Source organism: Variovorax paradoxus (assembly GCF_009498455.1).
GTDB lineage: Bacteria > Pseudomonadota > Gammaproteobacteria > Burkholderiales > Burkholderiaceae_C > Variovorax > Variovorax paradoxus_H.
In genome coordinates, this window is the sequence record NZ_CP045644.1 from 3,076,686 (window position 1) to 3,101,894 (window position 25,209).

23 protein-coding genes are annotated in these 25,209 nt (G+C 66.1%); 5 read left to right on the forward strand and 18 right to left on the reverse strand.

All coding sequences use genetic code 11. The annotated features are described in order from the left end of the window. Positions 1–8 precede the first annotated feature (8 nt). The 15 genes from GFK26_RS14065 to GFK26_RS14135 all read right to left on the reverse strand — a co-directional run bounded on the left by GFK26_RS14065 (position 9) and on the right by GFK26_RS14135 (position 16,227). Positions 9–743 carry a phosphoribosylanthranilate isomerase gene (locus GFK26_RS14065; protein WP_153282488.1) on the reverse strand — a complete coding sequence of 245 codons (735 nt, stop codon included), beginning with the start codon at positions 741–743 and terminating at the stop codon, positions 9–11. Continuing rightward, complete coding sequence (truA, locus tag GFK26_RS14070) at positions 740–1,564, reverse strand: tRNA pseudouridine(38-40) synthase TruA (RefSeq protein ID WP_153282489.1); 825 nt, start codon at positions 1,562–1,564, stop codon at positions 740–742. The genes GFK26_RS14065 and truA overlap by 4 nt, the downstream gene beginning before the upstream one ends. A 31-nt stretch (positions 1,565–1,595) precedes the next feature. Beyond that, positions 1,596–4,397, reverse strand: a complete 2,802-nt coding sequence (locus GFK26_RS14075) for a FimV/HubP family polar landmark protein (RefSeq protein WP_153282490.1) — start codon at positions 4,395–4,397, stop codon at positions 1,596–1,598. Between the two features lie 167 nt (positions 4,398–4,564). Further along, positions 4,565–5,710 carry an aspartate-semialdehyde dehydrogenase gene (gene asd, locus GFK26_RS14080; RefSeq protein WP_153282491.1) on the reverse strand — a complete coding sequence of 382 codons (1,146 nt, stop codon included), beginning with the start codon at positions 5,708–5,710 and terminating at the stop codon, positions 4,565–4,567. A gap of 90 nt (positions 5,711–5,800) precedes the next feature. Further along, on the reverse strand, positions 5,801–6,889 hold the full coding sequence (gene leuB, locus GFK26_RS14085; protein ID WP_153282492.1) for a 3-isopropylmalate dehydrogenase: 1,089 nt from the start codon (positions 6,887–6,889) through the stop codon (positions 5,801–5,803). 43 nt (positions 6,890–6,932) lie between these two features. Continuing rightward, on the reverse strand, positions 6,933–7,583 hold the full coding sequence (leuD, locus tag GFK26_RS14090; protein ID WP_101493321.1) for a 3-isopropylmalate dehydratase small subunit: 651 nt from the start codon (positions 7,581–7,583) through the stop codon (positions 6,933–6,935). Positions 7,584–7,597: 14 nt separating this feature from the next. Then, complete coding sequence (gene leuC, locus GFK26_RS14095) at positions 7,598–9,019, reverse strand: 3-isopropylmalate dehydratase large subunit (RefSeq protein ID WP_153282493.1); 1,422 nt, start codon at positions 9,017–9,019, stop codon at positions 7,598–7,600. A gap of 46 nt (positions 9,020–9,065) precedes the next feature. Next, positions 9,066–10,019, reverse strand: coding sequence for a LysR substrate-binding domain-containing protein (locus GFK26_RS14100; protein WP_153282494.1), 954 nt, complete (start codon positions 10,017–10,019; stop codon positions 9,066–9,068). A 179-nt stretch (positions 10,020–10,198) separates the two neighbouring features. Continuing rightward, positions 10,199–11,509 (reverse strand): citrate synthase, encoded by a 1,311-nt coding sequence (gene gltA, locus GFK26_RS14105; RefSeq protein WP_056572035.1) that lies wholly within the window; start codon positions 11,507–11,509, stop codon positions 10,199–10,201. A gap of 24 nt (positions 11,510–11,533) precedes the next feature. Further along, entirely contained in the window at positions 11,534–11,848 is a 315-nt protein-coding gene (locus GFK26_RS14110) for a succinate dehydrogenase assembly factor 2 (protein ID WP_099795593.1), read from the reverse strand. Between the two features lie 20 nt (positions 11,849–11,868). Beyond that, the gene (locus GFK26_RS14115; RefSeq protein WP_062479706.1) at positions 11,869–12,570 is read right to left on the reverse strand and encodes a succinate dehydrogenase iron-sulfur subunit; all 702 of its coding nucleotides are present in this window, start codon (positions 12,568–12,570) and stop codon (positions 11,869–11,871) included. 22 nt (positions 12,571–12,592) lie between these two features. Beyond that, positions 12,593–14,401 (reverse strand): succinate dehydrogenase flavoprotein subunit, encoded by a 1,809-nt coding sequence (gene sdhA / locus GFK26_RS14120; RefSeq protein ID WP_153282495.1) that lies wholly within the window; start codon positions 14,399–14,401, stop codon positions 12,593–12,595. A 6-nt stretch (positions 14,402–14,407) separates the two neighbouring features. Continuing rightward, complete coding sequence (gene sdhD / locus GFK26_RS14125; RefSeq protein WP_099795596.1) at positions 14,408–14,773, reverse strand: succinate dehydrogenase, hydrophobic membrane anchor protein; 366 nt, start codon at positions 14,771–14,773, stop codon at positions 14,408–14,410. A 13-nt stretch (positions 14,774–14,786) separates the two neighbouring features. Beyond that, a complete protein-coding gene (sdhC, locus tag GFK26_RS14130; protein WP_153282496.1) occupies positions 14,787–15,233 on the reverse strand; it encodes a succinate dehydrogenase, cytochrome b556 subunit in 447 nt (148 codons plus the stop codon). Positions 15,234–15,468: 235 nt separating this feature from the next. After that, complete coding sequence (locus tag GFK26_RS14135) at positions 15,469–16,227, reverse strand: GntR family transcriptional regulator (RefSeq protein WP_153282497.1); 759 nt, start codon at positions 16,225–16,227, stop codon at positions 15,469–15,471. 182 nt (positions 16,228–16,409) lie between these two features. Here GFK26_RS14135 and GFK26_RS14140 point away from each other — a divergent pair, with 182 nt between their 5' ends. The 5 genes from GFK26_RS14140 to GFK26_RS14160 all read left to right on the forward strand — a co-directional run bounded on the left by GFK26_RS14140 (position 16,410) and on the right by GFK26_RS14160 (position 22,473). Continuing rightward, positions 16,410–17,396, forward strand: a complete 987-nt coding sequence (locus tag GFK26_RS14140; RefSeq protein ID WP_093124159.1) for a malate dehydrogenase — start codon at positions 16,410–16,412, stop codon at positions 17,394–17,396. A gap of 18 nt (positions 17,397–17,414) precedes the next feature. After that, the gene (gene tam, locus GFK26_RS14145) at positions 17,415–18,203 is read left to right on the forward strand and encodes a trans-aconitate 2-methyltransferase (RefSeq protein WP_153282498.1); all 789 of its coding nucleotides are present in this window, start codon (positions 17,415–17,417) and stop codon (positions 18,201–18,203) included. Beyond that, complete coding sequence (locus GFK26_RS14150; protein ID WP_153282499.1) at positions 18,200–19,213, forward strand: HpcH/HpaI aldolase/citrate lyase family protein; 1,014 nt, start codon at positions 18,200–18,202, stop codon at positions 19,211–19,213. Before tam ends, GFK26_RS14150 begins: the two co-directional genes overlap by 4 nt. Before the next feature lie 23 nt (positions 19,214–19,236). Continuing rightward, positions 19,237–19,794 (forward strand): hypothetical protein, encoded by a 558-nt coding sequence (locus tag GFK26_RS14155; protein WP_153282500.1) that lies wholly within the window; start codon positions 19,237–19,239, stop codon positions 19,792–19,794. Positions 19,795–19,887: 93 nt separating this feature from the next. Next, on the forward strand, positions 19,888–22,473 hold the full coding sequence (locus GFK26_RS14160) for a bifunctional aconitate hydratase 2/2-methylisocitrate dehydratase (protein WP_153282501.1): 2,586 nt from the start codon (positions 19,888–19,890) through the stop codon (positions 22,471–22,473). 93 nt (positions 22,474–22,566) lie between these two features. Here the strand turns inward: GFK26_RS14160 and GFK26_RS14165 are convergent, their stop codons facing one another. Genes GFK26_RS14165 through GFK26_RS14175 form a run of 3 tightly spaced genes read right to left on the reverse strand, consistent with a single transcriptional unit; the run spans position 22,567 to position 25,038 of the window. Further along, positions 22,567–23,427 carry a hypothetical protein gene (locus GFK26_RS14165; protein ID WP_153282502.1) on the reverse strand — a complete coding sequence of 287 codons (861 nt, stop codon included), beginning with the start codon at positions 23,425–23,427 and terminating at the stop codon, positions 22,567–22,569. Between the two features lie 31 nt (positions 23,428–23,458). Next, on the reverse strand, positions 23,459–24,601 hold the full coding sequence (locus GFK26_RS14170; RefSeq protein WP_153282503.1) for a DUF2827 domain-containing protein: 1,143 nt from the start codon (positions 24,599–24,601) through the stop codon (positions 23,459–23,461). Continuing rightward, on the reverse strand, positions 24,598–25,038 hold the full coding sequence (locus tag GFK26_RS14175; RefSeq protein ID WP_153282504.1) for a DUF4019 domain-containing protein: 441 nt from the start codon (positions 25,036–25,038) through the stop codon (positions 24,598–24,600). The genes GFK26_RS14170 and GFK26_RS14175 overlap by 4 nt, the downstream gene beginning before the upstream one ends. Positions 25,039–25,209 lie beyond the last annotated feature (171 nt).

Sequence of the window (25,209 nt, forward strand, 5' to 3'; positions counted from 1 at the left end):
TGCGGCGGCTAACTGGAGAAGGACGAAGCGTCGGCTGCCGAGGCTTTGACCGCATCTGCGGCTCTCACGGCGGCGACGAATGCCCGGATCTTTCCGGCGTCCTTGAGGCCCTTGTGCCCGGGACCGTCGATTTCGACGCCCGAGCTCACATCAACGGACAGCGTCTTGCAGCGCGTCCGCAGGCTGTGAATGCCATCGCTCACGTTTGCAGGTGTGAGCCCACCACTCAAGACGAGGTGAGCGTCGACGGCGGGTGGAAGAAGTGACCAATCGAAAGCCTTGCCGCCTCCGCCATAACCTTCGACATGGGCGTCGAGCAGGATGGCCTGGGCGTGGGAGTAATCGGACGCGTATTTTACGAGGTCGAAGCCGGCCCCGGCCGCACCGAGCGGAATGCGGGCGGCGCGCATGTAACGAAAGCCCCCCGGACCGGTGGCTTCCTCACATTGTTCGGGCGTTTCTTCCCCGTGAAATTGCGCCATGGCGCCCGGCACACGGGCCAGCGATGCTATGACTTCGGGAGCATCTGCATTGACGAACAGCAGCACGGGCGTGATGAAGGGCGGCAGGCGCGAGGCCAGTTCGGCGGCGCGCTCGGCGCTCACGGCGCGCGGGCTCTTCGGGTAGAGCACGAAACCGATCGCGTCGGCGCCGGCCTCGACCGCCGCGTCCACGTCGGCCTCACGCGTGAGGCCACAGATCTTGATGCGGGTGCGCGGGGCGAGGAGGGCGGGGGATGTCATGGCGGGCCATCATACGAAGCCCGGTCGCCCTGGAACGTGGCCTCGGCCGGCAGACCCCACTTGGCGTCGTACAACGGGCCGAGGAAGTACAGGCCGTCGGCGGAGAAGGTGGGCGCCGCCACCTTGCGGCTGCGCGCTTCGAGCACCTCGGTGATCCATTCGGGCCGCTCGTCGCCGCGGCCGATGCGCACGAGGCTGCCCATCAGGTTGCGGATCATGTGGTGCAGGAAGGCGTCGGCCTCGAACTCGAAGTGCCAGCGGCAGCGCTCGCCGTCGCCCACGCGCGAAATTTCGAGGCGCCGCAGGTCCTTGACCGGCGAGAGGGCCTGGCAGGCCGAGGCGCGGAACGAGCTGAAATCGTGCCGGCCGACGAGCAGTGCCGCCGCGGCGCGCATCGCGTCGCCGTCGAGCGCGTACATCGACCAGCCGACCCGGCCCGCATCGAGGCTGGGCCGCACGGGCGATTGCGAGAGCACGTAGACGTAGCGACGCGCCAGGGCACTGGCGCGGCAATGGAATTCGGCGGGCACCGGGTGCGCCCACTGCACCGCGATGTCGTCGGGCAGGTAGCGGTTGGTGCCGCGCATCCAGGAGAAAGGGTCGCGTTCGATGTCGGTGTCGAAGTGCACCACCTGCATGAGCCCGTGCACGCCGGCGTCGGTGCGGCCGGCGCACAGCGTGGTGACTCTGCTGCCGGCGGGCAGCCCGGCGAACTTCGCGAGGGCGGCTTCGAGCTTGTCCTGCACCGTGCGGCCCGAGCGCTGGCTCTGCCAGCCCTCATATGCCTGGCCGTTGTAGCGGATGCCGAGTGCCAGCCTCACGAAGCGATCAGAAGGGCAGTCGGCAACAGGCTCAGCGCAGTTCGGCGAGCAGTTGCTTGGCTTGCGACTTGAGCTCGCCAGCGCTTTCGGCTTCGACTTCCTCGACCAGCGAGCGCGCGCCTTCGACGTCGCCGATGGCCTGCAGTTCGCGCGCCAGCGAGAGCTTCACGGCGTGCGGGTTGTCGTCGCCGTCGTCGTCCAGTTCGGACGGCGAGGTGGCCACAGCCGCAGAGCGCGGTGCTTCGGCAGCGGCAGAGCGGGCCGGCAGTCCGGCGAGTGCGCTCATGTCGAACTCGATAAAGCCCGAATCGGCGGGCAGCGTGTCGCGCAGCATGGCCGGGCGGGTGTTGTGCTCCGCGTCGCTGAGTGACGAGGGGCGCGTGTTGGCGGTCAGCGCGCCGGGGGCGGTGTCGAAATCATTCTCGAGGTCGACAGGTGCTGCGGCGTGGCCGTTGCTCAGCGGGGCCGGTGCGGGCGCCGGCGCATAGACCGACTTCGGCAGGCTGGCGCCCACAGGAGCGGGCGCCGGTGCCGGCGGCTGGGTCAGGTCGAGGTCGAAGTCCAGCGGCGCGACCGAAGGCATGAAGGCCGGCGGTGCCGACGCGACGGGCGGTGCGGCAGGAGGCGGCGGCGGTGCCACGACGGGGGCGGCGGCCGGCTTGGCGGCGGCTGCCAATGCCCCGGCAAACGCGGCGGTTTCGGCCTGGCTCGCGCCACGTGCGGTGCTGCCCGTGCCCGATTCGTACAGCGGGTTGCCCGGATCGAGGTCCTTGCCCATGTCGACCACGCGGTTCCATTCGGAGCCCGCGCCGTTGGTGAGCTTGTGCACTTCGGTGGCCAGGCCGTCGAAGGCGCGCACGTCGCGGCGCTTGGCATGGATCTCGAGCAGCTTGAGATGGATGGCGGTGCGGTCCGGGTTCAGGCGCAGCGCTTCACGCAGGATTTCCTCGGCCTGCAGGTCGCGGCCATAGGCGAGGTAGACGTCGGCTTCGGCGACCGGATCGACATCGCCCGCGTCGAGTTGGCTCGGCGAGTACGAGAGTGACGACACAGTGGAGTCGCCGCGGTTCTTGGTGTCGACCGATTCACCGCCGCTGGCGCCGAAGAACGAGTCCTTGGGAATGCGGCTCTCGAGGAACACGCTTTCGCTCATCTCTTCGCGGCGGCGGCCCAGCACGCGGTACAGCAGGAAGCCGATCAGCAGCGCGATCAGCGCGGCGCCGGCGAGCATCAGCGGGTTGTCGAGCAATTCGTCGAGGAAGCTGCGCTCCGGCGGGGGCGGCGGCGGAGCGGCCTTCACCACGGGCTTGGGCGCGACGACGGGGGCTGCAGCGGCCGCAGCGCTGGCAGCGGCTGCCGCTGGGAGGGCGGCCGCGTCGGTGGCGGACGGTGTGGCTGCTGCGGCGGGTGCAGCAGCAGAGGCCGCGGCGACAGGGGGCGTTGCCGTGGGAGCGGCTGGTGCAGTGGCCGGAGCTGGCGTTGCCGGTGCGGTGGCGGCAGCTGCAGGCGCTGCGACGGGCGCAGGTCCTGCCGTGACCGCCGGCGACGGCGTCGTGGCGCCGGTCAGAGGCGCGGGAACGGCAACGCCGGGCGTGGTGGCCGGCGTTGCAGGTGCAGCAGCAGCGGACGATCCGGTGCCGGTACCCGCACCGGCCTTGAGCTTGTTCAGCTCGTTGATGTTCTTCGTGAGTTCGGCGACGCGGTTGCTGCTGTCCTGCGCCTGGCGGGCCTGCGCAACCTTTTCGTCGGCGGCGCGCGCGGCGGCGTTGCCTTGCGACACTGTGAGCTTGTCGGGGGCGCTGGCGGCGGCGTTGCGATCTTCCACGCTGGCCTGCAGCTTGCCCGAGGCCTGGCGGCTCGCGGCGGCCACGTTGGTGGTGGGGGCGTTTTCGGCGAGGCGCTGACGGTAGCTGCCGAAGTCGCGGCTTTGCGCGGTGATCGTGCGGCGCGCGTCGGCGGCTGGCACGGCGCTCGCTGCGGCGGCGTTGGGCAGGTCGAGCACGGCACCGGCCTTCATCCGGTTGACGTTGCCGCCGACGAAGGCGTCGGGATTGGCGTTCAGCAGCGCGACCAGCATCTGGTCGAGCGACACATCGGCGGGCTTGTGAGCGGAGGCAATCTTGCCGGCGGTGTCGCCGCGGCGCGTTGTGACTTGCTCGCCACTGCCGCCACTGGGCGCGACGACGGCGGCACGTGCCGGCGCAGGAGCCGGTGCGGCAGCAGGGGCCGGCGCCGCAGCAGCGGGTGCCGGCGTTGCCGCGACCGCCGGTGCAGGTTCGCGGCGCACACGCGGGGCGGGCGCGGGGCGCTCGACCGGCGTGGCGATCTGCGGTGCGATGGGCGCCACCGGTGCGGCGGCCGCCTGGCGCGTGGCCGGCGGATCGAGCAGCACGGTGTAGTCGCGCACGATGCGGCCCGAGGCGCCGTTGGCTTCGAGCAGCAGGTCGATGAAGGGGTCGTTGAGCGGACGGTTGCCGGCCAGGCGCACGACGTACTGGCCGCCGGCGCGACGTTGCAGCGTGGCTTTCACGTCGCCGAGGGCCGCGTTGTACGGGATGCCTGCATTCTTGAAGGCTTCGGCCGTGGCGATGTTGATCTTCAGGCCTTCCGCTTCATTGGCGGCCATTTCGGTGACATCGATCTCGGCGCGCAAGGGTTCGCCCAGTGCCGACTGCACCCGCAGCGGCCCGAGCGCGAACGCGCTGGCGTCAGGGCTGGCGAGCCCCAGCGTCAGGGCGGCGGCAGCGCCCAGGATGGAAAGGCGCCAGCCATTTGACGGCAGGGCGGGGCGGGCGGCCGAAGGGCGGGCCGCGGGCAACAGATGTCTTGTCATGCTGATAGGGGCGGCTCAGGCCCTGAATTTGTAAGAGGACGTTAGCATCATCAACATGCACTGACAAGGCAATGCGCCTGATCTACCCAGTGCGCGCATACTTCCGATGACATCCTGTGTTGCCTTTTGGCAACATTTTTGTATTTCAAGGCCCTGAGCAACCCGCATCAGGCTTCGAGCAGGATGCGCAGCATGCGGCGCAGCGGTTCGGCCGCGCCCCACAGCAGCTGATCGCCGATGGTGAAGGCGCCGACGTACTCGGGGCCCATCGCCAGCTTGCGGATGCGGCCGACCGGGATGTCCATGGTGCCCGTCACGGCCACCGGCGTCAGGTCCTTCAGCGTGGCTTCGCGCGTGTTCGGCACGACCTTGGCCCAGGGGTTGTCGGCGGCGATCATCGCTTCGATGTCGGCCACCGGCACGTCCTTCTTGAGCTTGAAGGTCAGCGCCTGGCTGTGGCAGCGCATCGCACCGATGCGCACGCAGAAGCCGTCGACCGGCGTGGCAGCGGTGCCGAAGCCCGCGCCCTGGCCGAGGATCTTGTTGGTCTCGGCGCCGCCCTTCCACTCTTCCTTGGACATACCGTCGCCCAGGTCCTTGTCGATCCAGGGGATCAGCGAGCCGCCCAACGGCGCGCCGAAGTTGGCGATTTCGGAGGCGCTCAGGTTCTGCTGCTTGTGCAGCACCTTGCGGTCGATCTCGAGGATGGCCGACTTCGGGTCGTCGAGCAGGGAGCGCACTTCGGCGTTCAGCGTGCCGAACTGGGTCAGCAGCTCGCGCATGTGCTGCGCACCGCCGCCCGAGGCTGCCTGGTAGGTCATGCTGGTCATCCACTCGACCAGGCCGGCCTTGTAGAGGGCGCCCACGCCCATGAGCATGCAGCTCACGGTGCAGTTGCCGCCGACCCAGTTCTTGCCGCCCTTGGCGAGCGCGTTCTGGATCACGGGCAGGTTGACGGGGTCGAGCACGATGATCGCGTCATCGTTCATGCGCAGCGTGGAGGCCGCGTCGATCCAGTGGCCGTTCCAGCCGGCGGCGCGCAGCTTGGGGAACACCTCGCTGGTGTAGTCGCCGCCCTGGCAGGTGATGACGATGTCGCACTTCTTCAGCGCCTCGATGTCGTTCGCATCCTTGAGCGCGGTTTCGTTCTTGGCCATCGCCGGGGCCTTGCCGCCGGCGTTGGAGGTCGAGAAGAAGACCGGCTCGATGAGGCCGAAGTCGCCTTCGGCCTGCATGCGGTCCATGAGGACCGAGCCGACCATGCCGCGCCAGCCTACGAGGCCGACCAGAGGTTGCTTGGATGCGTTCGCCATTTCAGTTTGCCCTTAGTGAAGAAAGAAAAAATCAGTCTTTTTTGCCCCCGACTCGTCGGCCGGGGGAGGGCGTGACGAAGCGGGCTGCGGTTAGCCGGTAATCGTCTTTTTGGTGATGGCTGCTACGACCGCGTCGCCCATTTCGCGGGTGCCGACGCGCTTCGTGCCTTCAGACCAGATGTCGCCCGTGCGCAGCCCGGAGGCGAGCACGTGCTTGACCGCCGACTCGATTCGGTCGGCAGCTTCGGGTTGGTTCAGGGAGAAGCGGAGCATCATGGCAGCGGACAGGATTGTAGCCAAAGGATTGGCAACCCCTTTGCCAGCAATGTCGGGGGCACTGCCGTGGCTGGGCTCGTACAGGCCCTGGTTGCTCGCATTGAGCGACGCCGAGGGCAGCATGCCGATCGAGCCGGTGAGCATCGCGGCCTCGTCCGAGAGGATGTCGCCGAACATGTTGCCGGTGACCACCACGTCGAACTTCTTGGGCGCCTTCACGAGCTGCATGGCCGCGTTGTCGACGTACATGTGGTCGAGTTCGACGTCCGGATATTCCTTGCCGACCTCGGTCACGATGTCCTTCCAGAACTGGAAGGTCTCCAGCACGTTGGCCTTGTCCACGCTGGTCACGCGCTTGCTGCGCTTGCGGGCCGCTTCGAAGGCCACGCGAGCGATGCGCTCGACCTCGGGGCGCGAGTAGCGCATCGTGTCGAAGGCTTCCTCGGCGCCCGGAAAGTGGCCGTCGGTGGCGATGCGGCGTCCGCGCGGCTGGCCGAAGTAGATGTCGCCGGTCAGCTCGCGGATGATGAGGATGTCCAGGCCCGCGATCAGCTCGGGCTTCAGGCTCGAGGCGTCCACCAGCTGCTCGTAGCAGATGGCCGGGCGGAAGTTCGCGAACAGCCCCAGGTTCTTGCGCAGCCCCAGGATGGCCTGTTCGGGACGCAGCGGGCGGTCGAGCTTGTCGTACTTCCAGTCGCCGACCGCGCCGAACAGCACCGCGTCGGATGCCTTCGCGAGCGCGAGCGTCGACTCCGGCAGCGGATGACCGTGCGCCTCGTAGGCCGCGCCGCCGACCAGGGCCGACTCCATCTCGAACTTCAGGTCGAGGACGTCGAGCACCCTGACGGCTTCCGCCACGATTTCGGTGCCGATGCCGTCACCCGGGAGAACTGCGATTTTCATAAGTTGGTCTGAGGTTTGAATGCGGAAGAAATGCGGTGAGCGGTCACGAGATCATCGTGTGCGCGAGCCAGGGCTTCTGCGCCAGGCGCTCGGTCTCGAAGGCCTTGATCTTGTCCTTGTGGCGCAGCGTCAGACCGATGTCGTCCAGCCCGTTGATCAGGCAGTACTTGCGGAAGGCCTGCACGTCGAACGCGAGTTCGCCGCCGTCGGGCTTCACGACCACCTGGCGCTCCAGGTCGATGGTCAGCGCGTAGCCGGGGAAGGCCAACGCTTCGTCGAACAGCTGCGCAACCTGCGCTTCGCTCAGCACGATCGGCAGCAGGCCGTTCTTGAAGCTGTTGTTGAAGAAGATGTCGGCGTAGCTCGGCGCAATGATCGCGCGAAAGCCGTACTGGTCGAGCGCCCACGGCGCATGTTCGCGCGACGACCCGCAGCCGAAGTTCTTGCGCGCCAGCAGCACCGAGGCGCCTGCGTAGCGCGGCTGGTTCAGCACGAAGTCGGGGTTGGGCTTGCGGCTGGCCGGGTCCTGGCCCGGAAAGCCGGCGTCCAGGTAGCGCCACTCGTCGAACAGGTTCACGCCGAAGCCGGTCTTCTTGATCGACTTGAGGAACTGCTTGGGAATGATCGCGTCGGTGTCGACGTTCTCGCGGTCCATGGGGGCCACGAGGCCCTTGTGCACGGTAAATTTCTGCATGTGATGTCTCCAGATCAGGCGAAGGTGCGCACGTCGACGAAGTGACCGTGCACGGCAGCAGCGGCGGCCATCGCGGGGCTCACGAGATGGGTGCGGCCGCCGGCGCCCTGACGGCCTTCGAAGTTGCGGTTGCTGGTCGATGCGCAGCGCTCGCCGGGCTCGAGACGGTCGGCATTCATCGCCAGGCACATCGAGCAGCCGGGCTCGCGCCATTCGAAGCCTGCGGCCTTGAAGATCAGGTCGAGGCCTTCGCGCTCGGCCTGTTCCTTCACCACGCCCGAGCCGGGCACGACCATCGCGAGCTTCACGTTCTTCGCGACCTTCTGGCCGAGCTTCTTCACCACGGCGGCGGCTTCGCGCATGTCCTCGATGCGGCTGTTGGTGCACGAGCCGATGAACACCTTGTCGATGAAGATGTCGTTCATGGCCTTGTTGGGCTCCAGGCCCATGTAGACCAGTGCGCGCTCGATGGCGCCGCGCTTGCTGGCGTCCTTTTCCTTGTCGGGATCGGGCACGCGGCCGTTGATGTCGACCACCATCTCGGGCGAGGTGCCCCAGGTGACCTGCGGCGGGATGGTCGCGGCGTCGAGCTCGACCACGGCGTCGAAGGTGGCGCCCGGGTCGGACTGCAGCGTGCGCCAGTAGCTCACGGCCTGGTCCCATTCGACGCCGGTGGGCGCGAGCGGGCGGCCCTTCACGTAGGCGATGGTCTTCTCGTCGACCGCCACCAGCCCGGCGCGCGCGCCGGCTTCGATGGCCATGTTGCAGACCGTCATGCGGCCTTCCATGCTCAGGTCGCGAATGGCCGAGCCGGCAAATTCAATGGTGTAGCCCGTACCGCCGGCGGTGCCGATCTTGCCGATGATGGCCAGCACGATGTCCTTGGCCGTGCAGCCCAGGGGCAGCTTGCCTTCGACCTTCACGAGCATGTTCTTGGCCTTCTTGCCCAGCAGCGTCTGCGTGGCCATCACGTGCTCGACCTCGCTGGTGCCGATGCCGTGCGCCAGCGCGCCGAACGCGCCGTGCGTGGAGGTGTGCGAGTCGCCGCAGACGACCGTCATGCCCGGCAGCGTTGCGCCGCTTTCCGGGCCGATCACGTGCACGATGCCCTGGCGCTTGCTCAGGAACGGAAAGAACGCGGCGGCACCGAACTCGGCGATGTTGTGGTCCAGCGTGGTGACCTGTTCCTTGCTGGTCGGGTCGGCAATGCCTTCGTAGCCGCGCTCCCAGCCGGTGGTGGGCGTGTTGTGGTCGGCCGTGGCCACCACCGAGCTGATGCGCCACAGCTTGCGGCCGGCTTCGCGCAGGCCTTCGAAGGCCTGCGGGCTGGTGACTTCGTGCACCAGGTGGCGGTCGATGTAGAGGATCGCGGTGCCGTCTTCCTCGGTGTGGACGACGTGTTCGTCCCAGATCTTGTCGTAGAGCGTGCGTGCCATGTCGGTCTCTTCTTTCGTGGGGAAATGGATTGTCTGTCGATGCGGTCTAGGCCGCGAGTCGTTCGGTGGCGCCGGCCGAGTCGGCCGCCGCGTGCAGGTGGTTCACCAGCGTGCGCGCGGCCACCGGCAGGGTGGAGAAGTCGCGCGCCACCAGCCGGATTTCGCGCGCCGCCCAGGCGTCGTTGAGCGTCACGCTCACGAGGCCCCGGCCGATGCCGTTGTGCATGAGCTCGAAGGCGCGCTGCGGCATCACGCCGATGCCCAGGCCGTTGTCGATCATCCGGCACATGGCGTCCAGGCCTGTGACGTGGATGCGCAGCTTGACGCTGCGGCCGGCACTGAGCGCCGCTTCGTGCATCGCCACGTAGATCGAGCTGTTGGTGTGCAGGCCGACATGGTCGAAGGCCAGCGAGTCGATGAAATCGATCGTGTCCTGCGCGGCCAGCGCGTGCCCCTCGGGCACGATCAGCGCGAGGCGGTCGTGCCGGTAGGAAAGGCTCTGCAGCTCGCCCGCGCCGCCAGCCACGTGGCACACGCCGAGGTCGGCCGCGCCTTCCTGTACCGCGCGGATCACCTCGCTGCTCAGGTGCTCTTCGAGGTCGATCTTGATGGCCTCGTGTTCGCGCGAGAACACGCCCAGGTCTTCCGGCAGGAACTGCACGATGGCCGAGATGTTGGCGTGCACCCGCACGTGGCCGCGCACGCCGTCGGCGTATTCGCTGAGCTCGCCCTGCATCTTCTCGAGGCTGTAGAGCACCGAGCGGGCGTGGTGCAGCAGGCTTTCGCCGGCCGGCGTGAGGTCGACGCCGCGCGCATGGCGGTAGAGCAGGGCGGTGCCGAGCGTGGCTTCCAGGTCGGACAGCCGCTTGCTCACGGCCGAGGCCGCAATGAATTCACGCTCCGCCGCGCGCCCGATGCTGCCCAGCTCGCACACGGCCACGAACAGCTGCAGCGACGTGAGGTCGATGCGGCGGGCAAAGTTGCGTTCGGAGGTGCTCATGGGGGCTCGGGCATCGCGTTTGGCGATGAGTTGGCTATTTTCTTCCTGTTTTCTAGCCGTTGCCATCGCGATGCGCGATGACCTCGCTGCCGGCTGGCGAGGAGGGACATGCCGAACGGGCAATAAAAAAGCTGCCCGGAGGCAGCTTTTCAGGGAGCGGAGGTTCCGCGCTCGGTCGATCAGCGAGCCGAGATCGGCTTCACGTCACGCTTGGGCGAGCCTTCGAACAGCTGGCGCGGGCGGCCGATCTTGTACTCGGGGTCGCCGATCATTTCGTTCAGCTGGGCGATCCACCCGACCGTGCGGGCCAGCGCGAAGATCGCGGTGAACAGCGGCACCGGGATGCCGATGGCGCGCTGCACGATGCCCGAGTAGAAGTCGACATTCGGGTAGAGCTTGCGCGACACGAAGTACTCGTCTTCCAGGGCGATCTTTTCGAGTTCCTTGGCGAGCTTGAACAGCGGGTCGTTTTCCAGGCCCAGCTCGGTCAGCACTTCGTTGCAGGTTTCCTGCATGAGCTTGGCGCGCGGGTCGTAGTTCTTGTACACGCGATGGCCGAAGCCCATCAGCTTGACGTTCGAGTTCTTGTCCTTGACCTTCTTGATGAACTCGCCGATCTTTTCCACGCCGCCTTCGCGCTGGATGTCGTACAGCATGTTCAGCGCCGCTTCGTTGGCACCGCCGTGGGCCGGGCCCCACAGGCACGCCACACCGGCTGCAATGGCCGCGAAGGGGTTGGTGCCCGACGAGCCGCACAGGCGCACGGTCGAGGTCGAGGCGTTCTGCTCGTGGTCTGCGTGCAGGATGAAGATGCGGTCGAGCGCGCGCTCGAGCACCGGGTTCACCTTGTACTCTTCGCACGGCGTGGCGAACATCATGTGCAGGAAATTGCCTGCATAGCTCAGTTCGTTCTTCGGGTACATGTACGGCTGGCCGACGGTGTACTTGTAGGCCATGGCCACGAGCGTGGGCATCTTCGCGATCAGGCGGATCGCAGCGATCTCGCGGTGCTCGGGATTGTTGATGTCCGTGCTGTCGTGATAGAAGGCCGACAGGGCGCCCACGAGGCCGGTCATGATGGCCATCGGGTGGGCATCACGGCGGAAGCCGCGCAGGAAGAACTGCATCTGCTCGTTGACCATCGTGTGGTTCGTCACGAGCTTCGTGAAATTGGCCTTCTTGCCAGCATCGGGCAGCTCGCCGTACAGCAGCAGGTGGCAGGTCTCTAGGAAGTCGCAGTTGGTCGCGAGTTGCTCGATGGGGTAGCCGCGATACAGCAGCTCGCCCTTGTCGCCGTCGATGTACGTGATGGCCGACTGGCAGGCGGCGGTCGACATGAAGCCCGGGTCGTACGTGAACATGCCGGTCTGTGCATACAGCTTGCGGATGTCGATCACGTCAGGGCCGATGGTGCCCTTGTAGATCGGCAGTTCGACGTTGTCGCCGCCATTGCTGAACGACAGCGTGGCCTTGGTATCGGATGCTTTCATTTCGGTTTACTTTCAGAGGAGGATTCAGGACGAAGGAGAGATTGCGGGACGCTGCGCGCCATCGGTACGCATCAGATGCAGCAATGCGACCACCTCGGCGCCGGCCCATTCGGGCTCGGGCTCCTTTCTGCGCAGCAAAAGGTCCAGGAGGTCGTTGTCCGACAGGTCCATCAATGTCTCCATCGCTCCCGCCTGACCGTTGGTCATGTGGGATTCGTGCCGCTCGAAGAAGCGGGCGATGAACAGGTCGTTCTCGAGCAGGCCGCGCCGGCAACGCCATTTCAGTTTGCTCAGCGCACGTTCGCTGAGCGGCTGCTGGAGTTCGTCGGCGGTTTGCATGGTGGTGTCTTGAAAGAAGGTCAGATGGCGCGACGCACCATCAGTTCCTTGATCTTGCCGATGGCCTTGGTGGGGTTCAGGCTCTTCGGGCACACGTCGACGCAGTTCATGATCGTGTGGCAGCGGAACAGGCGGTACGGGTCTTCCAGGTTGTCCAGGCGCTCGGCGGTGGCTTCGTCGCGGCTGTCGGCGATGAAGCGGTAGGCCTGCAGCAGGCCGGCCGGGCCGACGAACTTGTCGGGGTTCCACCAGAAGCTCGGGCAGCTCGTGGAGCAGCTCGCGCACAGGATGCACTCGTACAGGCCGTCGAGCTCTTCGCGCTCTTCGGGCGACTGCAGGCGTTCCTTCTCGGGCGGCACGGTGTCGTTCTGCAGGTACGGCTTGATCGAGTTGTACTGCTTGAAGAACTGGGTCATGTCGACGATCAGGTCGCGGATGACGGGCAGGCCCGGCAGCGGCTTGAGCACGACGGTGCCCTTGAGCGTGTTCATGTTGGTCAGGCAGGCCAGACCGTTCTTGCCGTTGATGTTCATCGCGTCGGAGCCGCAGACGCCTTCGCGGCACGAGCGGCGGAACGACAGCGTGGGATCCTGCGCCTTGAGCTTCATCAGGGCGTCCAGCAGCATGCGTTCGTGGCCGTCGAGTTCGACCTCGACCGTCTGCATGTAGGGCTTGGCGTCCTTGTCCGGGTCGTAGCGGTAGATCTGGAATGTGCGCTTCATCGTATGGACCTTGTAAATATTCTTAGAACGTGCGGACCTTGGGTGGCACCGATGCCACCGTCAGCGGCTGCAGCTTGACGGGCTTGTACGAGAGGCGGTTGTCCGCGCTGTACCAGAGCGTGTGCTTCATCCAGTTGGCGTCGTCGCGGCCCAGCGGTGCGACCGGGTCGTCCGCGGGACGCTCGTAGTCTTCCACCGTGTGGGCGCCGCGGCATTCCTTGCGGGCGGCGGCCGAGACCATGGTGGCCTGCGCCACTTCGATCAGGTTGTCGACTTCCAGCGCTTCGATGCGGGCGGTGTTGAACACCTTGGACTTGTCCTTCAGGCCGATGCCCTTGACGCGCTCGCGCACGGCGGCGATCTTGACCACGCCTTCGTCCATCGAGGCCTGCTTGCGGAACACGGCGGCATGCTGCTGCATGACGGCGCGGATCTCGCCGGCCACGTCCTGGGCGTACTCGCCGCCGGTGGAGGCTTCGAGTTCGTTCAGGCGCTGCAGGGTGCGGTCGGCCGCATCCTTGGGCAGTTCCTTGTGTTCCTTGAGCTTGTCGTTGAACTCGACGATGTGATTGCCGGCCGCGCGGCCGAACACCAAGAGGTCGAGCAGCGAGTTGGTGCCCAGGCGGTTGGCGCCGTGCACGCTCACGCAGGAGCATTCGCCTACGGCGTAGAGGCCGTTCACGATGGCGCTGTTGTCTTCGCCCTTCTGGATGACGACCTGGCCGTTGATGTTCGTCGGAATGCCGCCCATCTGGTAGTGGATGGTGGGCACCACGGGAATCGGTTCCTTGGTGACGTCCACGTTGGCGAAGTTGATGCCGATCTCGTAGACCGACGGCAGTCGCTTGTGGATGGTGTCGGCGCCCAGGTGGTCCAGCTTCATGTGGATGTAGTCCTTGTTGGGACCACAGCCACGGCCTTCCTTGATTTCCTGGTCCATCGAGCGCGACACGAAGTCGCGCGGTGCCAGGTCCTTCAGGGTGGGCGCATAGCGCTCCATGAAGCGTTCGCCGTTGCTGTTCAGCAAGATGGCGCCTTCGCCGCGGCAGCCTTCGGTCAGCAGCACGCCCGCGCCGGCCACGCCGGTGGGGTGGAACTGCCAGAACTCCATGTCCTGCAGCGGGATGCCCGAACGTGCGGCCATGCCCAGGCCGTCGCCGGTGTTGATGAACGCGTTGGTGGACGCACCGAAGATGCGGCCTGCGCCGCCGGTGGCCAGCAGCACGGTCTTGGCCTGCAGGATGTGCAGGTCGCCGGTTTCCATTTCGAGAGCGGTCACGCCGACCACGTCGCCTTCGTCGTCGCGGATGAGGTCGAGCGCCATCCATTCGACGAAGAACTGGGTGCGGGCTTCCACGTTCTTCTGGTAGAGCGTGTGCAGCATCGCGTGGCCGGTGCGGTCGGCCGCGGCGCAGGCGCGTTGCACGGCCTTCTCGCCGTAGTTGGCCGTGTGGCCGCCGAACGGACGCTGGTAGATGGTGCCGTCGGGGTTGCGGTCGAAGGGCATGCCGAAGTGCTCGAGCTCGTACACGACCTTCGGGGCTTCACGGCACATGAACTCGATCGCGTCCTGGTCGCCGAGCCAGTCGGAACCCTTGATCGTGTCGTAGAAGTGGTAGTGCCAGTTGTCTTCGCTCATGTTGCCGAGCGAAGCGCCCACGCCGCCCTGGGCAGCCACGGTGTGCGAACGGGTCGGGAACACCTTGGAGAGCACGGCCACGTTGAGGCCGGCACGGGCGAGTTGCAGCGAGGCGCGCATGCCGGAGCCGCCGGCACCGACGATCACGACGTCGAACTTGCGCTTGGTGATGTTTTCTTTTGTGTAGGTCATGGTGGGTCAGATCTTCCAAAGCACTTGAATAGCCCAACCCGCACAACCGACAAGCCAGACGATGGTGAAAACTTGCAGCACGAGACGGATGGCGACAGGCTGGACGTAGTCCATCCACACGTCGCGCATGCCGACCCACACGTGATAGAGCAGGGCAACGATCACGGAGAAGGTCAGGACCTTCATCCACTGTGCGGCGAAGATGCCGGCCCACAGGTCGTAGCCGATGGGGCCGCGCGAGAAGACCACCTGCGCGAGCAGGATGATCGTGAAGAGCGCCATCAGGGCGCCGGTGATGCGTTGGCTGAGCCAGTCGCGCAGACCGTAATGTGCGCCGACGACGATGCGCTTGGAGCCGTAATTCACAGACATGGTTGGCTCCTTCTCAGTACAGGCCGAACAGCTTGGCGCCGAGCGCCAGCGTGAGGATGATGCTTGCAGCCAGCGTGAAGATGGCCGAGCTGTGACCGAATTCCTTGGTCACGGCGGAGTGGCTCACGTCCATCCAGAGGTGACGCAGGCCGGCGATGAAGTGGTGCAGGTAGGCCCAGATGAGCGCCAGTGCGACGAGCTTGAAGAACCATCCCGGAGCGAAGCCGACGCCGATGTTGAAAACGGACTTGAATTTCGCGAACGAATAGTCAGATGACAGCGAGGTGTCGAACATCCAGATGATGAAGGGCATCAGCAGGAACATGATCACGCCGCTCACGCGGTGCAGGATCGACACGATGCCGGCCGGCGGCAGCCGGTAGGTCGTGAGATCGGTGAAGGCATTGATGTTCCGGAATTCGCGACGCGGCGGCCGGGGAGGAGTTGCAAGCTCTGTCATAGGGAGATGGCTTTCGTGGCTTTTGTGACTTGTTGGCTTGTTCTGAGAGCGAACGCTTTTGTTTCTTCTGCGGAATGCAAACAACGCAAAATTCTATTGCAATGCACCATCGCGCACTGGACGCGCAGGAGTCAACGCACTGCGGCAGTCGGATGCTCGCGATGCGAGGCTGCGTTGCGCGGGCTGAGTGTGCGCGTTTGTGCCCGCGCGGGCGAGGTTCTTCGGCGCCATCGGATCAGCCCAGCTGGTTGCGGTAGTGGTGGGTGTCGGTGCGGTACAGGCCGCGTCGCAGTTCCATCGGCATGTCGTGGTACGTGTGCGCCACGCGCTCCACGCTCAGCAGCGGCATCTGCAACGGCACGTCGAGCAGCTGGGCCTGTTCGGCATCGGGCAACACGGCGCGGATCTTTTCTTCGGCACGCACCATGCGCACGCCGAATTCGGTTTCGAACATCGCGTACATCGGGCCGGGCCACGCGCGCAGCCGGTCGGCCGTGAGGCCCTTGAAGGGCGCGCCGGGCAGCCAGAGGTCTTCGAGGATGGTTGGCACGCCCGCGTAGGCGAGCACGCGGCGCACCTGCAGCACGGCGTCGCCGGTGCGCAGGCTCAGTGCGCGCGCCACGTCGGCCGAGGCGCGCAGGCGCTTGCAGTCGACGATGGTGCGCTCGGCCGGGCCTTCGGCGCTCGGGCTGCCGGCGTCGGGCACGAGCTTCAGAAAGCGGTACTGCACATGCTGCTCGGCATGCGTGGCCACGAAGGTGCCCTTGCCCTGGCGGCGCACCACCAGGTTTTCGGCCGACAGTTCGTCGATCGCCTTGCGCACCGTGCCCTGGCTCACGCGAAAGCGTACGGCCAGGTCCATCTCGCTGGGGATGGGCTCGCCCGGCTTCCACTCGCCGGCCTGCAGGCTCTGCAGGATCAGGGTCTTGATCTGCTGGTAGAGCGGACTGAAGGACGGCGTCGTGGGCTCGTCGAGGGTGGAGGGCGTGTTCATGGCAGCGGTGGGGTGCGCCGTGGCGGACCCCCAGAGGATATCTTATATAAGACATAAGACGGCCTTTGTCGATTCGGCTTAAAATGCGGGCCGGTCCCGCGCCGCGGGAAAGCTTCCCCCCGCAGGACCGCTGGCGCCCCACGAGAGCGCAGCCCCGTTTCACTACCTTCTGGAGTCTTCCCATGAGCAAAAAGCCTGTCCGCGTTGCCGTTACCGGTGCCGCCGGTCAAATCGGTTATGCCCTGTTGTTCCGTATCGCTTCCGGCGAAATGCTCGGCAAAGACCAGCCGGTCATCCTGCAACTGCTCGAAATCCCCGACGAGAAGGCCCAGAAGGCCCTCAAGGGCGTGATGATGGAGCTCGACGACTGCGCCTTCCCGCTGCTGGCTGGCATGGAAGCCCACGGCGACCCGATGACCGCCTTCAAGGACGCCGACTACGCCCTGCTGGTCGGCTCGCGCCCCCGCGGCCCCGGCATGGAACGTGCCGAACTGCTGGCCGTCAACGGCGCCATCTTCACGGCACAAGGCAAGGCGCTGAACGCCGTGGCCTCGCGCAACGTGAAGGTGCTGGTCGTCGGCAACCCTGCCAACACCAACGCCTACATCGCCATGAAGTCGGCACCGGACCTGCCGCGCAAGAACTTCACCGCCATGCTGCGCCTGGACCACAACCGCGCTGCCAGCCAGATCGCTGCCAAGACCGGCAAGGCCGTGGCCGACATCGAGAAGCTCACCGTCTGGGGCAACCACTCGCCCACGATGTACGCCGACTACCGTTTTGCGACCATCAACGGCGAAAGTGTCGCCAAGATGATCAACGACCAGGAATGGAACGCCAACACCTTCCTGCCGACCGTCGGCAAGCGCGGCGCGGCCATCATCGAAGCACGCGGCCTGTCGTCGGCTGCTTCGGCCGCCAACGCCGCCATCGACCACATGCGCGACTGGGCCCTGGGCACCAACGGCAAGTGGGTCACGATGGGCATCCCGTCGGACGGCCAGTACGGCATTCCGAAGGACGTGATGTTCGGCTTCCCGGTCACCTGCGAAAACGGTGAGTACAAGCTGGTCGAAGGCCTCGACATCGACGCATTCAGCCAGGAACGCATCAACAAGACGCTCGAAGAACTCGAAGGCGAACGCGCCGGCGTCGCCCACCTGCTGTAAGTCAAGCAAATCGCCCGCATGCTCGACTGGAACCCCGCGCTCTACCGTCGCTACGAGGACGAGCGCACCCGGCCCGCACAGGAACTCCTGGCGCGGGTCCCGCTTGCCGAGGCCGCCCATGTGGTCGACCTCGGATGCGGACCGGGCAATTCCACCGAGCTGCTGGCACATCGGTTCCCCAAGGCGAAAGTCACGGGCACCGACAACTCCGAAGCCATGCTGGTCAGCGCGCGCGAGCGCCTGCCGGCGGCGCGCTTCGAGTTGAACGACATCGCGACCTGGGCGCCGCGTGAAACAGAAGCGCCCGATCTCATTTATGCCAACGCGTCCCTGCAATGGGTGCCGGATCACGAGACGCTGATCCCCCGCCTGTTCGACGCGCTGGCTCCGGGCGGCGTGCTCGCCGTCCAGATGCCCGACAACCGGCAAGAGCCTACGCACCGCCTGATGCGGGCGGTGGCGGCCGAAGCGCCCTGGGCCGAGCCCATCGGCGACGCCGACAAGCTGCGCACCTTGCTGCTGCCGCTCGGCGGTTATTACGACCTGCTGGCCGCGCGTGCGGCCCATGTCGATGTCTGGCACACCATCTACCAGCACCCGATGGCGGACGCCGCGGCCATCGTCGAATGGGTGCGCAGCACCGGGCTGAAGCCTTTCGTCGACCGGCTGCCGCCCGACCTGCAGGCGAGCTACCTCGCTGAATACGAACGCCGGGTCAACGAGGCCTACCCCGTGCGCACCGACGGCAAGCGCCTGCTCGCCTTCCCGCGCATGTTCATCGTGGCGCACAAGAAAAAAGACGCATGACCACCCAGACCGTCGCTCATCCCGCGGACGTGCTGCTCGGCGCCCAGGCCGGCGCCGTGACCCTGCCGGTATGCGACCACTACAGCGGCGTCGAAGCCCGCATGAAGAAGAGTCTCGCGCTCCAGGCCGAGATGGCCGAGGAGTTCGGCGCCTGCGTGTTCGATGTCACCCTCGACTGCGAAGACGGCGCCCCGGTCGGCGGCGAGGCGGAGCATGCCGCGCTCGTCACCGAACTCGCGCTGGCCGCGAAGCCCGGCATGCGCGTCGGTGTGCGCGTGCACCCGGTCGATCACCCCGCATTCGCTGGCGACGTGATCACCATCGCCGGTCGTGCGGGCGATCGCCTGAGCCACCTGATGGTGCCGAAGGTCGAATCCGTGGCCGATGTGTTGCAGGCTGTTGCGGCGCTCGACGCGGCCGATGCCGGCGCGCTGCCGCTGCACGTGCTCATCGAATCGCCGCTTGCGGTGCACAACGCCTTCGAGATCGCCGCGCATCCGCGCGTGCAGTCGCTGAGCTTCGGTCTCATGGATTTCGTGTCGGCGCATGCCGGCGCCATTCCCGCCGACGGCATGGGCGCGGCGGGGCAGTTCAGCCATCCGCTGGTCGTGCGTGCCAAGCTGGCACTGGCTTCGGCCGCGCATGCCTACGGCAAGGTGCCTTCGCATTGCGTGGTCACCGAGTTCAACGACACCGATGCAATGCGCACCGCGGCCCGCAAGGCGGCCACCGAATTCGGCTACACGCGCATGTGGAGCATCCACCCGAACCAGATCCGTCCGATCCTCGAGGCCTTCGCGCCCGACGAGGCGCAGATTCAAATTGCCACAAAAATCATTACAAAAGCCGCCGACGCGGATTGGGCACCGACACAAATTGATGGCACATTGCACGACCGCGCGAGCTACCGCCACTTCTGGCAGGTCCTGACGCGTGCCCACGCAACAGGGCGCGCGTTGCCCTCCGAGGCGAAAGCCTGGTTTGCATCGCGGTCTCCTGAAACCCACTGAATCAGCCTGAAGGAACCCCGCACATGAAAAAAATTGCCCTGATCGCCGCCGTTGCGCTGGCCCTGCCGTTCGCCGCCGTGGCGCAAAACGCCACCGCCACCAAGCCGGCCGCCGCCAAGTCTGAAGCCAAGAAGGCCCCGCCGAAGCGCCAGGTGACCCGCAAGGCGGCCAAGGCCGTCGAAGAAGTCACGCCGATCGCCGACGACACGAACATCGTGCTGTCCGAGTCCGACCTGGCCGTGGCGCAGCGCGTGTCCATCGGCAAGGCCCAGTGCGAACTCGGCGCCGACGTCACCGTCACGCCCGACGAGAAGAAGCCCGGCTTCTTCAACGTGACCACCAAGGGCCTGAAGTACCGCATGCACCCGGTCGAAAGCCGCACCGGCGCCATCCGCCTCGAAGACCCGCGTGCCGGCGCCATGTGGCTCCAGCTGGGCAACAAGTCGATGCTGATGAACCAGAAGGCCGGCCTGCGCATCGCCGACGAATGCCAGACGGCAGCCCAGGTTGCCTTTGCCGACGAAATGAAGAAGAACCCCCCGAAGGCCCTTTTCGAAGGTGCCGACGCAGCCAAGAAGTAAGAAGAGCACCGAACCCGGGGTGCGGCGCGGCTCTTGCTTGGCCGCTCGAGCCCGTTCCGCACGTCCGATAGCCTAGTTTCCGGAGAAAAGAAGATGTTGCAAGCCTACGTTGATCATGTTGCCGAACGCGCCGCGCTCGGTATCCCGCCGCTGCCCCTGAGCGCGAAGCAGACCGCCGAAGCGATCGAGCTCCTGAAGAGCGCGAATGCCAAGGACGGCGCCTTCCTGCTGGACCTGCTCACCTACCGTGTGCCCGCCGGCGTCGACGACGCCGCCAAGGTCAAGGCGAGCTACCTCGCGGCCGTGGCCCACGGCACCGAGAAGAACGCGTTCATCTCGCGCGCCCGCGCCACCGAACTGCTCGGCACCATGCTCGGCGGCTACAACATCAGCCCCATGATCGACCTGCTGGACGACGCCGAAGTCGGCGCTGTCGCAGCCGAAGGCCTGAAGAAAACCCTGCTGATGTTCGACCAGTTCCACGACGTCAAGGAAAAAGCCGACAAGGGCAATGCCCACGCCAAGGGCGTGCTGCAAAGCTGGGCCGATGCCGAGTGGTTCACCAGCCGCCCCGAAGTGCCGCAAAGCATCACTGTCAGCATCTTCAAGGTGGCTGGCGAAATCAACACCGACGACCTGTCGCCCGCACCCGATGCCACCACGCGTCCCGACATTCCGATGCACGCCCTGGCGATGCACAAGAACGCGCGCCCCGGCATCGTTCCTGAAGAAGACGGCAAGCGCGGCCCGGTGAAGTTCATCGAAGACCTGCGCGCGCGCGGCCACCTCGTGGCCTACGCCGGCGACGTGGTCGGCACGGGTTCGTCGCGCAAGAGCGCCACCAACTCGGTGCTGTGGTTCACCGGCGAAGACATTCCCTTCGTGCCGAACAAGCGTTTCGGCGGCGTCTGCCTCGGCGGCAAGATCGCTCCCATCTTCTACAACACGATGGAAGACTCGGGCGCACTGCCCATCGAGCTCGACGTGACGCAGATGAACATGGGCGACGTGGTCGAGCTGCGTCCCTACGAAGGCAAGGCCCTGAAGGACGGCAAGGTCATTGCCGAGTTCACCGTCAAGAGCGACGTGCTGTTCGACGAAGTGCGTGCCGGCGGCCGCATTCCGCTGATCATCGGCCGCGGCCTCACGACCAAGGCGCGCGAAGCGCTGGGCCTGCCCGTCTCGACGCTGTTCCGCCTGCCGCAAAGCCCGGTCGACACCAAGAAGGGCTACTCGCTCGCACAGAAGATGGTCGGCCGCGCCTGCGGCCTGCCCGAAGGCACGGGCGTTCGCCCGGGCACGTACTGCGAACCCAAGATGACCTCGGTCGGCTCGCAGGACACCACCGGCCCGATGACCCGCGACGAGCTGAAGGACCTGGCCTGCCTGGGCTTCTCGGCCGACCTCGTCATGCAGTCGTTCTGCCACACGGCGGCGTACCCGAAGAAGGTCGACGTCAAGATGCACCACGAACTCCCCGAGTTCATGGCCAACCGCGGCGGTGTCTCGCTGCGTCCGGGCGACGGCGTGATCCACAGCTGGCTCAACCGCCTGCTGACGCCCGACACCGTGGGCACGGGCGGCGACAGCCACACCCGTTTCCCCATCGGCATCAGCTTCCCCGCAGGCTCCGGCCTCGTGGCCTTCGCGGCTGCCACCGGCGTCATGCCGCTGGACATGCCTGAGTCGGTGCTCGTACGCTTCAAGGGCAAGATGCAGCCCGGCGTCACGCTGCGTGACCTGGTCAACGCCATTCCGCTGTACGCCATCAAGTCGGGCCTGCTGACCGTGGCCAAGCAAGGCAAGAAGAACATCTTCTCGGGCCGCATCCTCGAAATCGAAGGCCTGCCCGACCTGAAGGTCGAACAAGCCTTCGAACTGAGCGACGCCTCGGCCGAACGCTCGGCCGCCGGCTGCACGGTGCACCTGAACAAGGAACCGATCCAGGAGTACATCAACAGCAACATCACGCTGATGAAGTGGATGATTGCCGAAGGCTACGCCGACGCCCGCACGCTGGCCCGCCGCATCGCCGCGCAGGAAGCCTGGCTCAAGGACCCGCAGCTGCTCAAGGGTGACGCTGACGCCGAATACGCCGCAGTCATCGAGATCGACCTGGCCGAGATCCACGAACCCATCGTGGCCTGCCCGAACGACCCCGACGACGTGAAGACGCTGAGCGACGTGGCCGGTGCGCAGATCGACGAAGTGTTCATCGGTTCGTGCATGACCAACATCGGCCACTTCCGTGCCGCATCGAAGCTGCTCGAAGGCAAGCGCGACATCCCGGTCAAGCTGTGGATTGCGCCGCCGACCAAGATGGACGCGCAGCAACTCACCGAAGAAGGCCACTACGGCGTGTTCGGCAACGCCGGCGCCCGCACCGAAATGCCGGGCTGCTCGCTCTGCATGGGCAACCAGGCCCAAGTGCGCGAAGGCGCCACGGTGATGTCGACCAGCACCCGCAACTTCCCGAACCGTCTGGGCAAGAACACGAACGTGTACCTGGGCTCGGCCGAACTGGCCGCCATCTGCTCGCGCCTGGGTCGCATCCCGACGCGCGAGGAGTACATGGCTGCCACGGGCGTGCTCGATGCTTCGAGCAGCCAGATCTACCAGTACCTGAACTTCGACAAGATCGAAGACTACAAGGGCGTGGCGGACACGGTTGCGGCCTGAAAGCGCGACAGCCGGCGAGCGATTGATCCGCCGGCCCCATGAAACGAGCCCCGCTTTTGGCGGGGCTTTTTCATGGGCGTTCGTTCGGTGGTGTCAGCCGTGCGGCGGATTGGGCTTCAGGTGCTCCTGGCCCTTCAACACCATCGCCATGCCGGCGGGCCCGCCGACCGCGTAAGGCAGCGACGCCTGCAGCGAGTGGGCGAAGTCCCCCCGGTACAGCTTGGCGCCCTGGTGGGTCAGGTTCGAACTGGCGTCGATGTAGATCGACTCGCCCAGGCCTGACCACAGGCGACAGAAGCCGTAGTCTTCCGACAGGTAGCGCCGCGTGACCGGGTCGACCATCACGTCGAAGAAGCGGTAGTGCAGCCCTCGGTCGGCTTCGCCGATGCTGTCGGGCACGTACTGCAGGTCGGGGTAGGCGGCCATGAGCCGTTCGAACACCTGGCGTCGGATCACCATGAAGCCTGTGGGTGCCTCGGTCATCTTCATGAAGCCGTCGGGCTGCACCTCGAGTTCGATCTGCGTCGCGCCTTCCTCGGCCTTGGCATTGACCGTGTAGCGCGTGAAGCCGGCCTCGAACTGTTGCTGCGTGGTGCCTGCGACCACGCCGTCCTCTGGCCAGTTCTCGCGCTTCAGCGGGTAGACGCCGGCGGCGATGTCGTAGCCCGACAGCAGCAGGCGAAAGGCCGCCTCGGCCGAGAACCCGATGTCGGCGTCGATCCAGAACAGGTGTGTCCACTCCGTGTTGGCCAGGAACTGGGCCACGCAGTTGTTGCGCGCGCGCGTGACCAGGCTCTCGCCCTGGTGCATCAGCACCTGCATCTTCATGCCGGCACGTTCGGCGTGGATGGTGAAGTTCAGCAGCGATGCCACGTAGTTCTGGAAGAACTTGCCGTCGTGGCTCGGCGTCACGATCACGGGATAGAAGTGCCGGAGTTCGGACGGGTCGAGCATGCGGGAGGGCTCCGTGTGTCTGGCTGACTAGCTAGCGGGCAGGGCGCTGCATCAGGCCCTGCAGCAGGGTGTCGTAAGTCTGTGTGGCCGCCGTGTCGCCGGGCAGGTACCGCGCAATGAGTGCGCGCTGCCGTTCGCGATAAGCGTCTGCCTGGACGTCGTGCCCGTCGATGGCCTCGAGCACGCGGGCGCTGCCTGCGGCCACGTCGTTCTCGGCGTAGTAGTAGCCCAGGTCCGCGCACAGGTGCGCGTTGTGGACCAGCGGATAGCCCTGCCAGCAGGTCTCGAGGTAGAAGTAGTTGAGCGGGTTCTCCCACTGGTGGGAGACCACGATGTCGGTGTTCTGCGCCAGGAACACCGGCGTTTCATGCCGGCCCAGGAAGACCGCCTTGTGCTGGCGCACCAGGTCGAGCTGGTTCATCAGCGTGATGAACTCCATGCTGTCCTTGGCCATGCGCTCCGCGTTCGTGACCTGCAGCAGCGCGACCGCGTCGGGCCGGGTGCGGTACGCCAGCTCGGCAATCAGGATCGGATAGACGCAGAACTTCACCACGTTGATGTTCGGCTCCATCACGCTGAGCCGCCGCGGGCCGCTGCGCGGCTGGTACGCGCCGCGCTCGGGCAGCGCGCGGGAGCGCTCTTCGAGGAACACCGGGCTCCAGACGAAGGGCACGGCGCGCGCCTCGGCGCGGCGCAGCACCTCGAAGTACGGCTGGCTGATGTGCGCCACCTGCGGAACCATCCAGATGTCGTCGTAGCGCTGGTTGACGAACAGGTTGCGGCCCCACAGCGGCTTGCCGAACAGCATCGACTCCATCGCGTGCACGTACTCGAAGCCGCAGCAGTACGACACCAGCCGCGCGCCGCGGCGCTTCAGGTGCTCGGTCTGGTCGGCATCGATCTGGCCGCCCAGTTCGATCAGCACGTCCACGCTGTCCTTGGCCGCCTCGAAGGTCACGGTCGGCCAGCGGGCCTGGTCCCAGGGCAGGGCGGGGGTGATGGGAGTGGCGGTGGTGTTGACCAGCACCACGGAGGCCACGCTGGGGCAGTGTTTCAGTGCCTCCGCCAGGAACACGGCGTTCTGCTTGATGCCGTTGTTCCAGAGCGTCTCGGCCTCGTGGTGGAGGCCGATCGTGATGCCGATGCGCAGGCCCGCACCCGAGGCGGTGGTCATTGGTTTTCGCGCGGGACGTAGCCCGTCAGCCGCCAGCCGTCGGGTTCGAGGCGGAAGCTGACTTTTTCGAAGACGGTCTTGTCGTTGGCAAGCCGGGTGGAGAAGTCGACGTTGGCATACAGGCCGGCCGGAATGCCGGCGCTGTCGTCCGGGTTACGGATCCGCGTGATGCCGGCCCAATCACGTCGAGCAACGGTGCCCACGGTCTGACGGGCGCGTTGTGTATTGGCGACAAAGTCAGCTCGTGGGTACCGGGTCTTGATGAAAGCCGAAGCGGTGTCCCAGATTTCCCCTGCCCGGCCTTCGTCGATTTGCTTCAGGGCGGTGAGGCCCGCCTGCACGAGTTCGTCGGCGGAAGAGCCGTCCTGTGCCAGGGCGCAGGAACTGGCGAGGGCCAGCGTGCATGCGGCCAGGAAACGGGAGAGGAACGGCTTCATTTTGGCAACCTTTGTGCGGAAAACCGCTGTGACAGACAGCGGCGGCGATTCTAGGCGGGGCGTTCGGATCGACGTTCCGCGCCGGGTTCGCCCGCTCCTAAATTGTCTCCAATCGTGAAATTTTGTGAACTAAATCATCATTTTCAAGTTTCCGATGCACACGAATGGCTC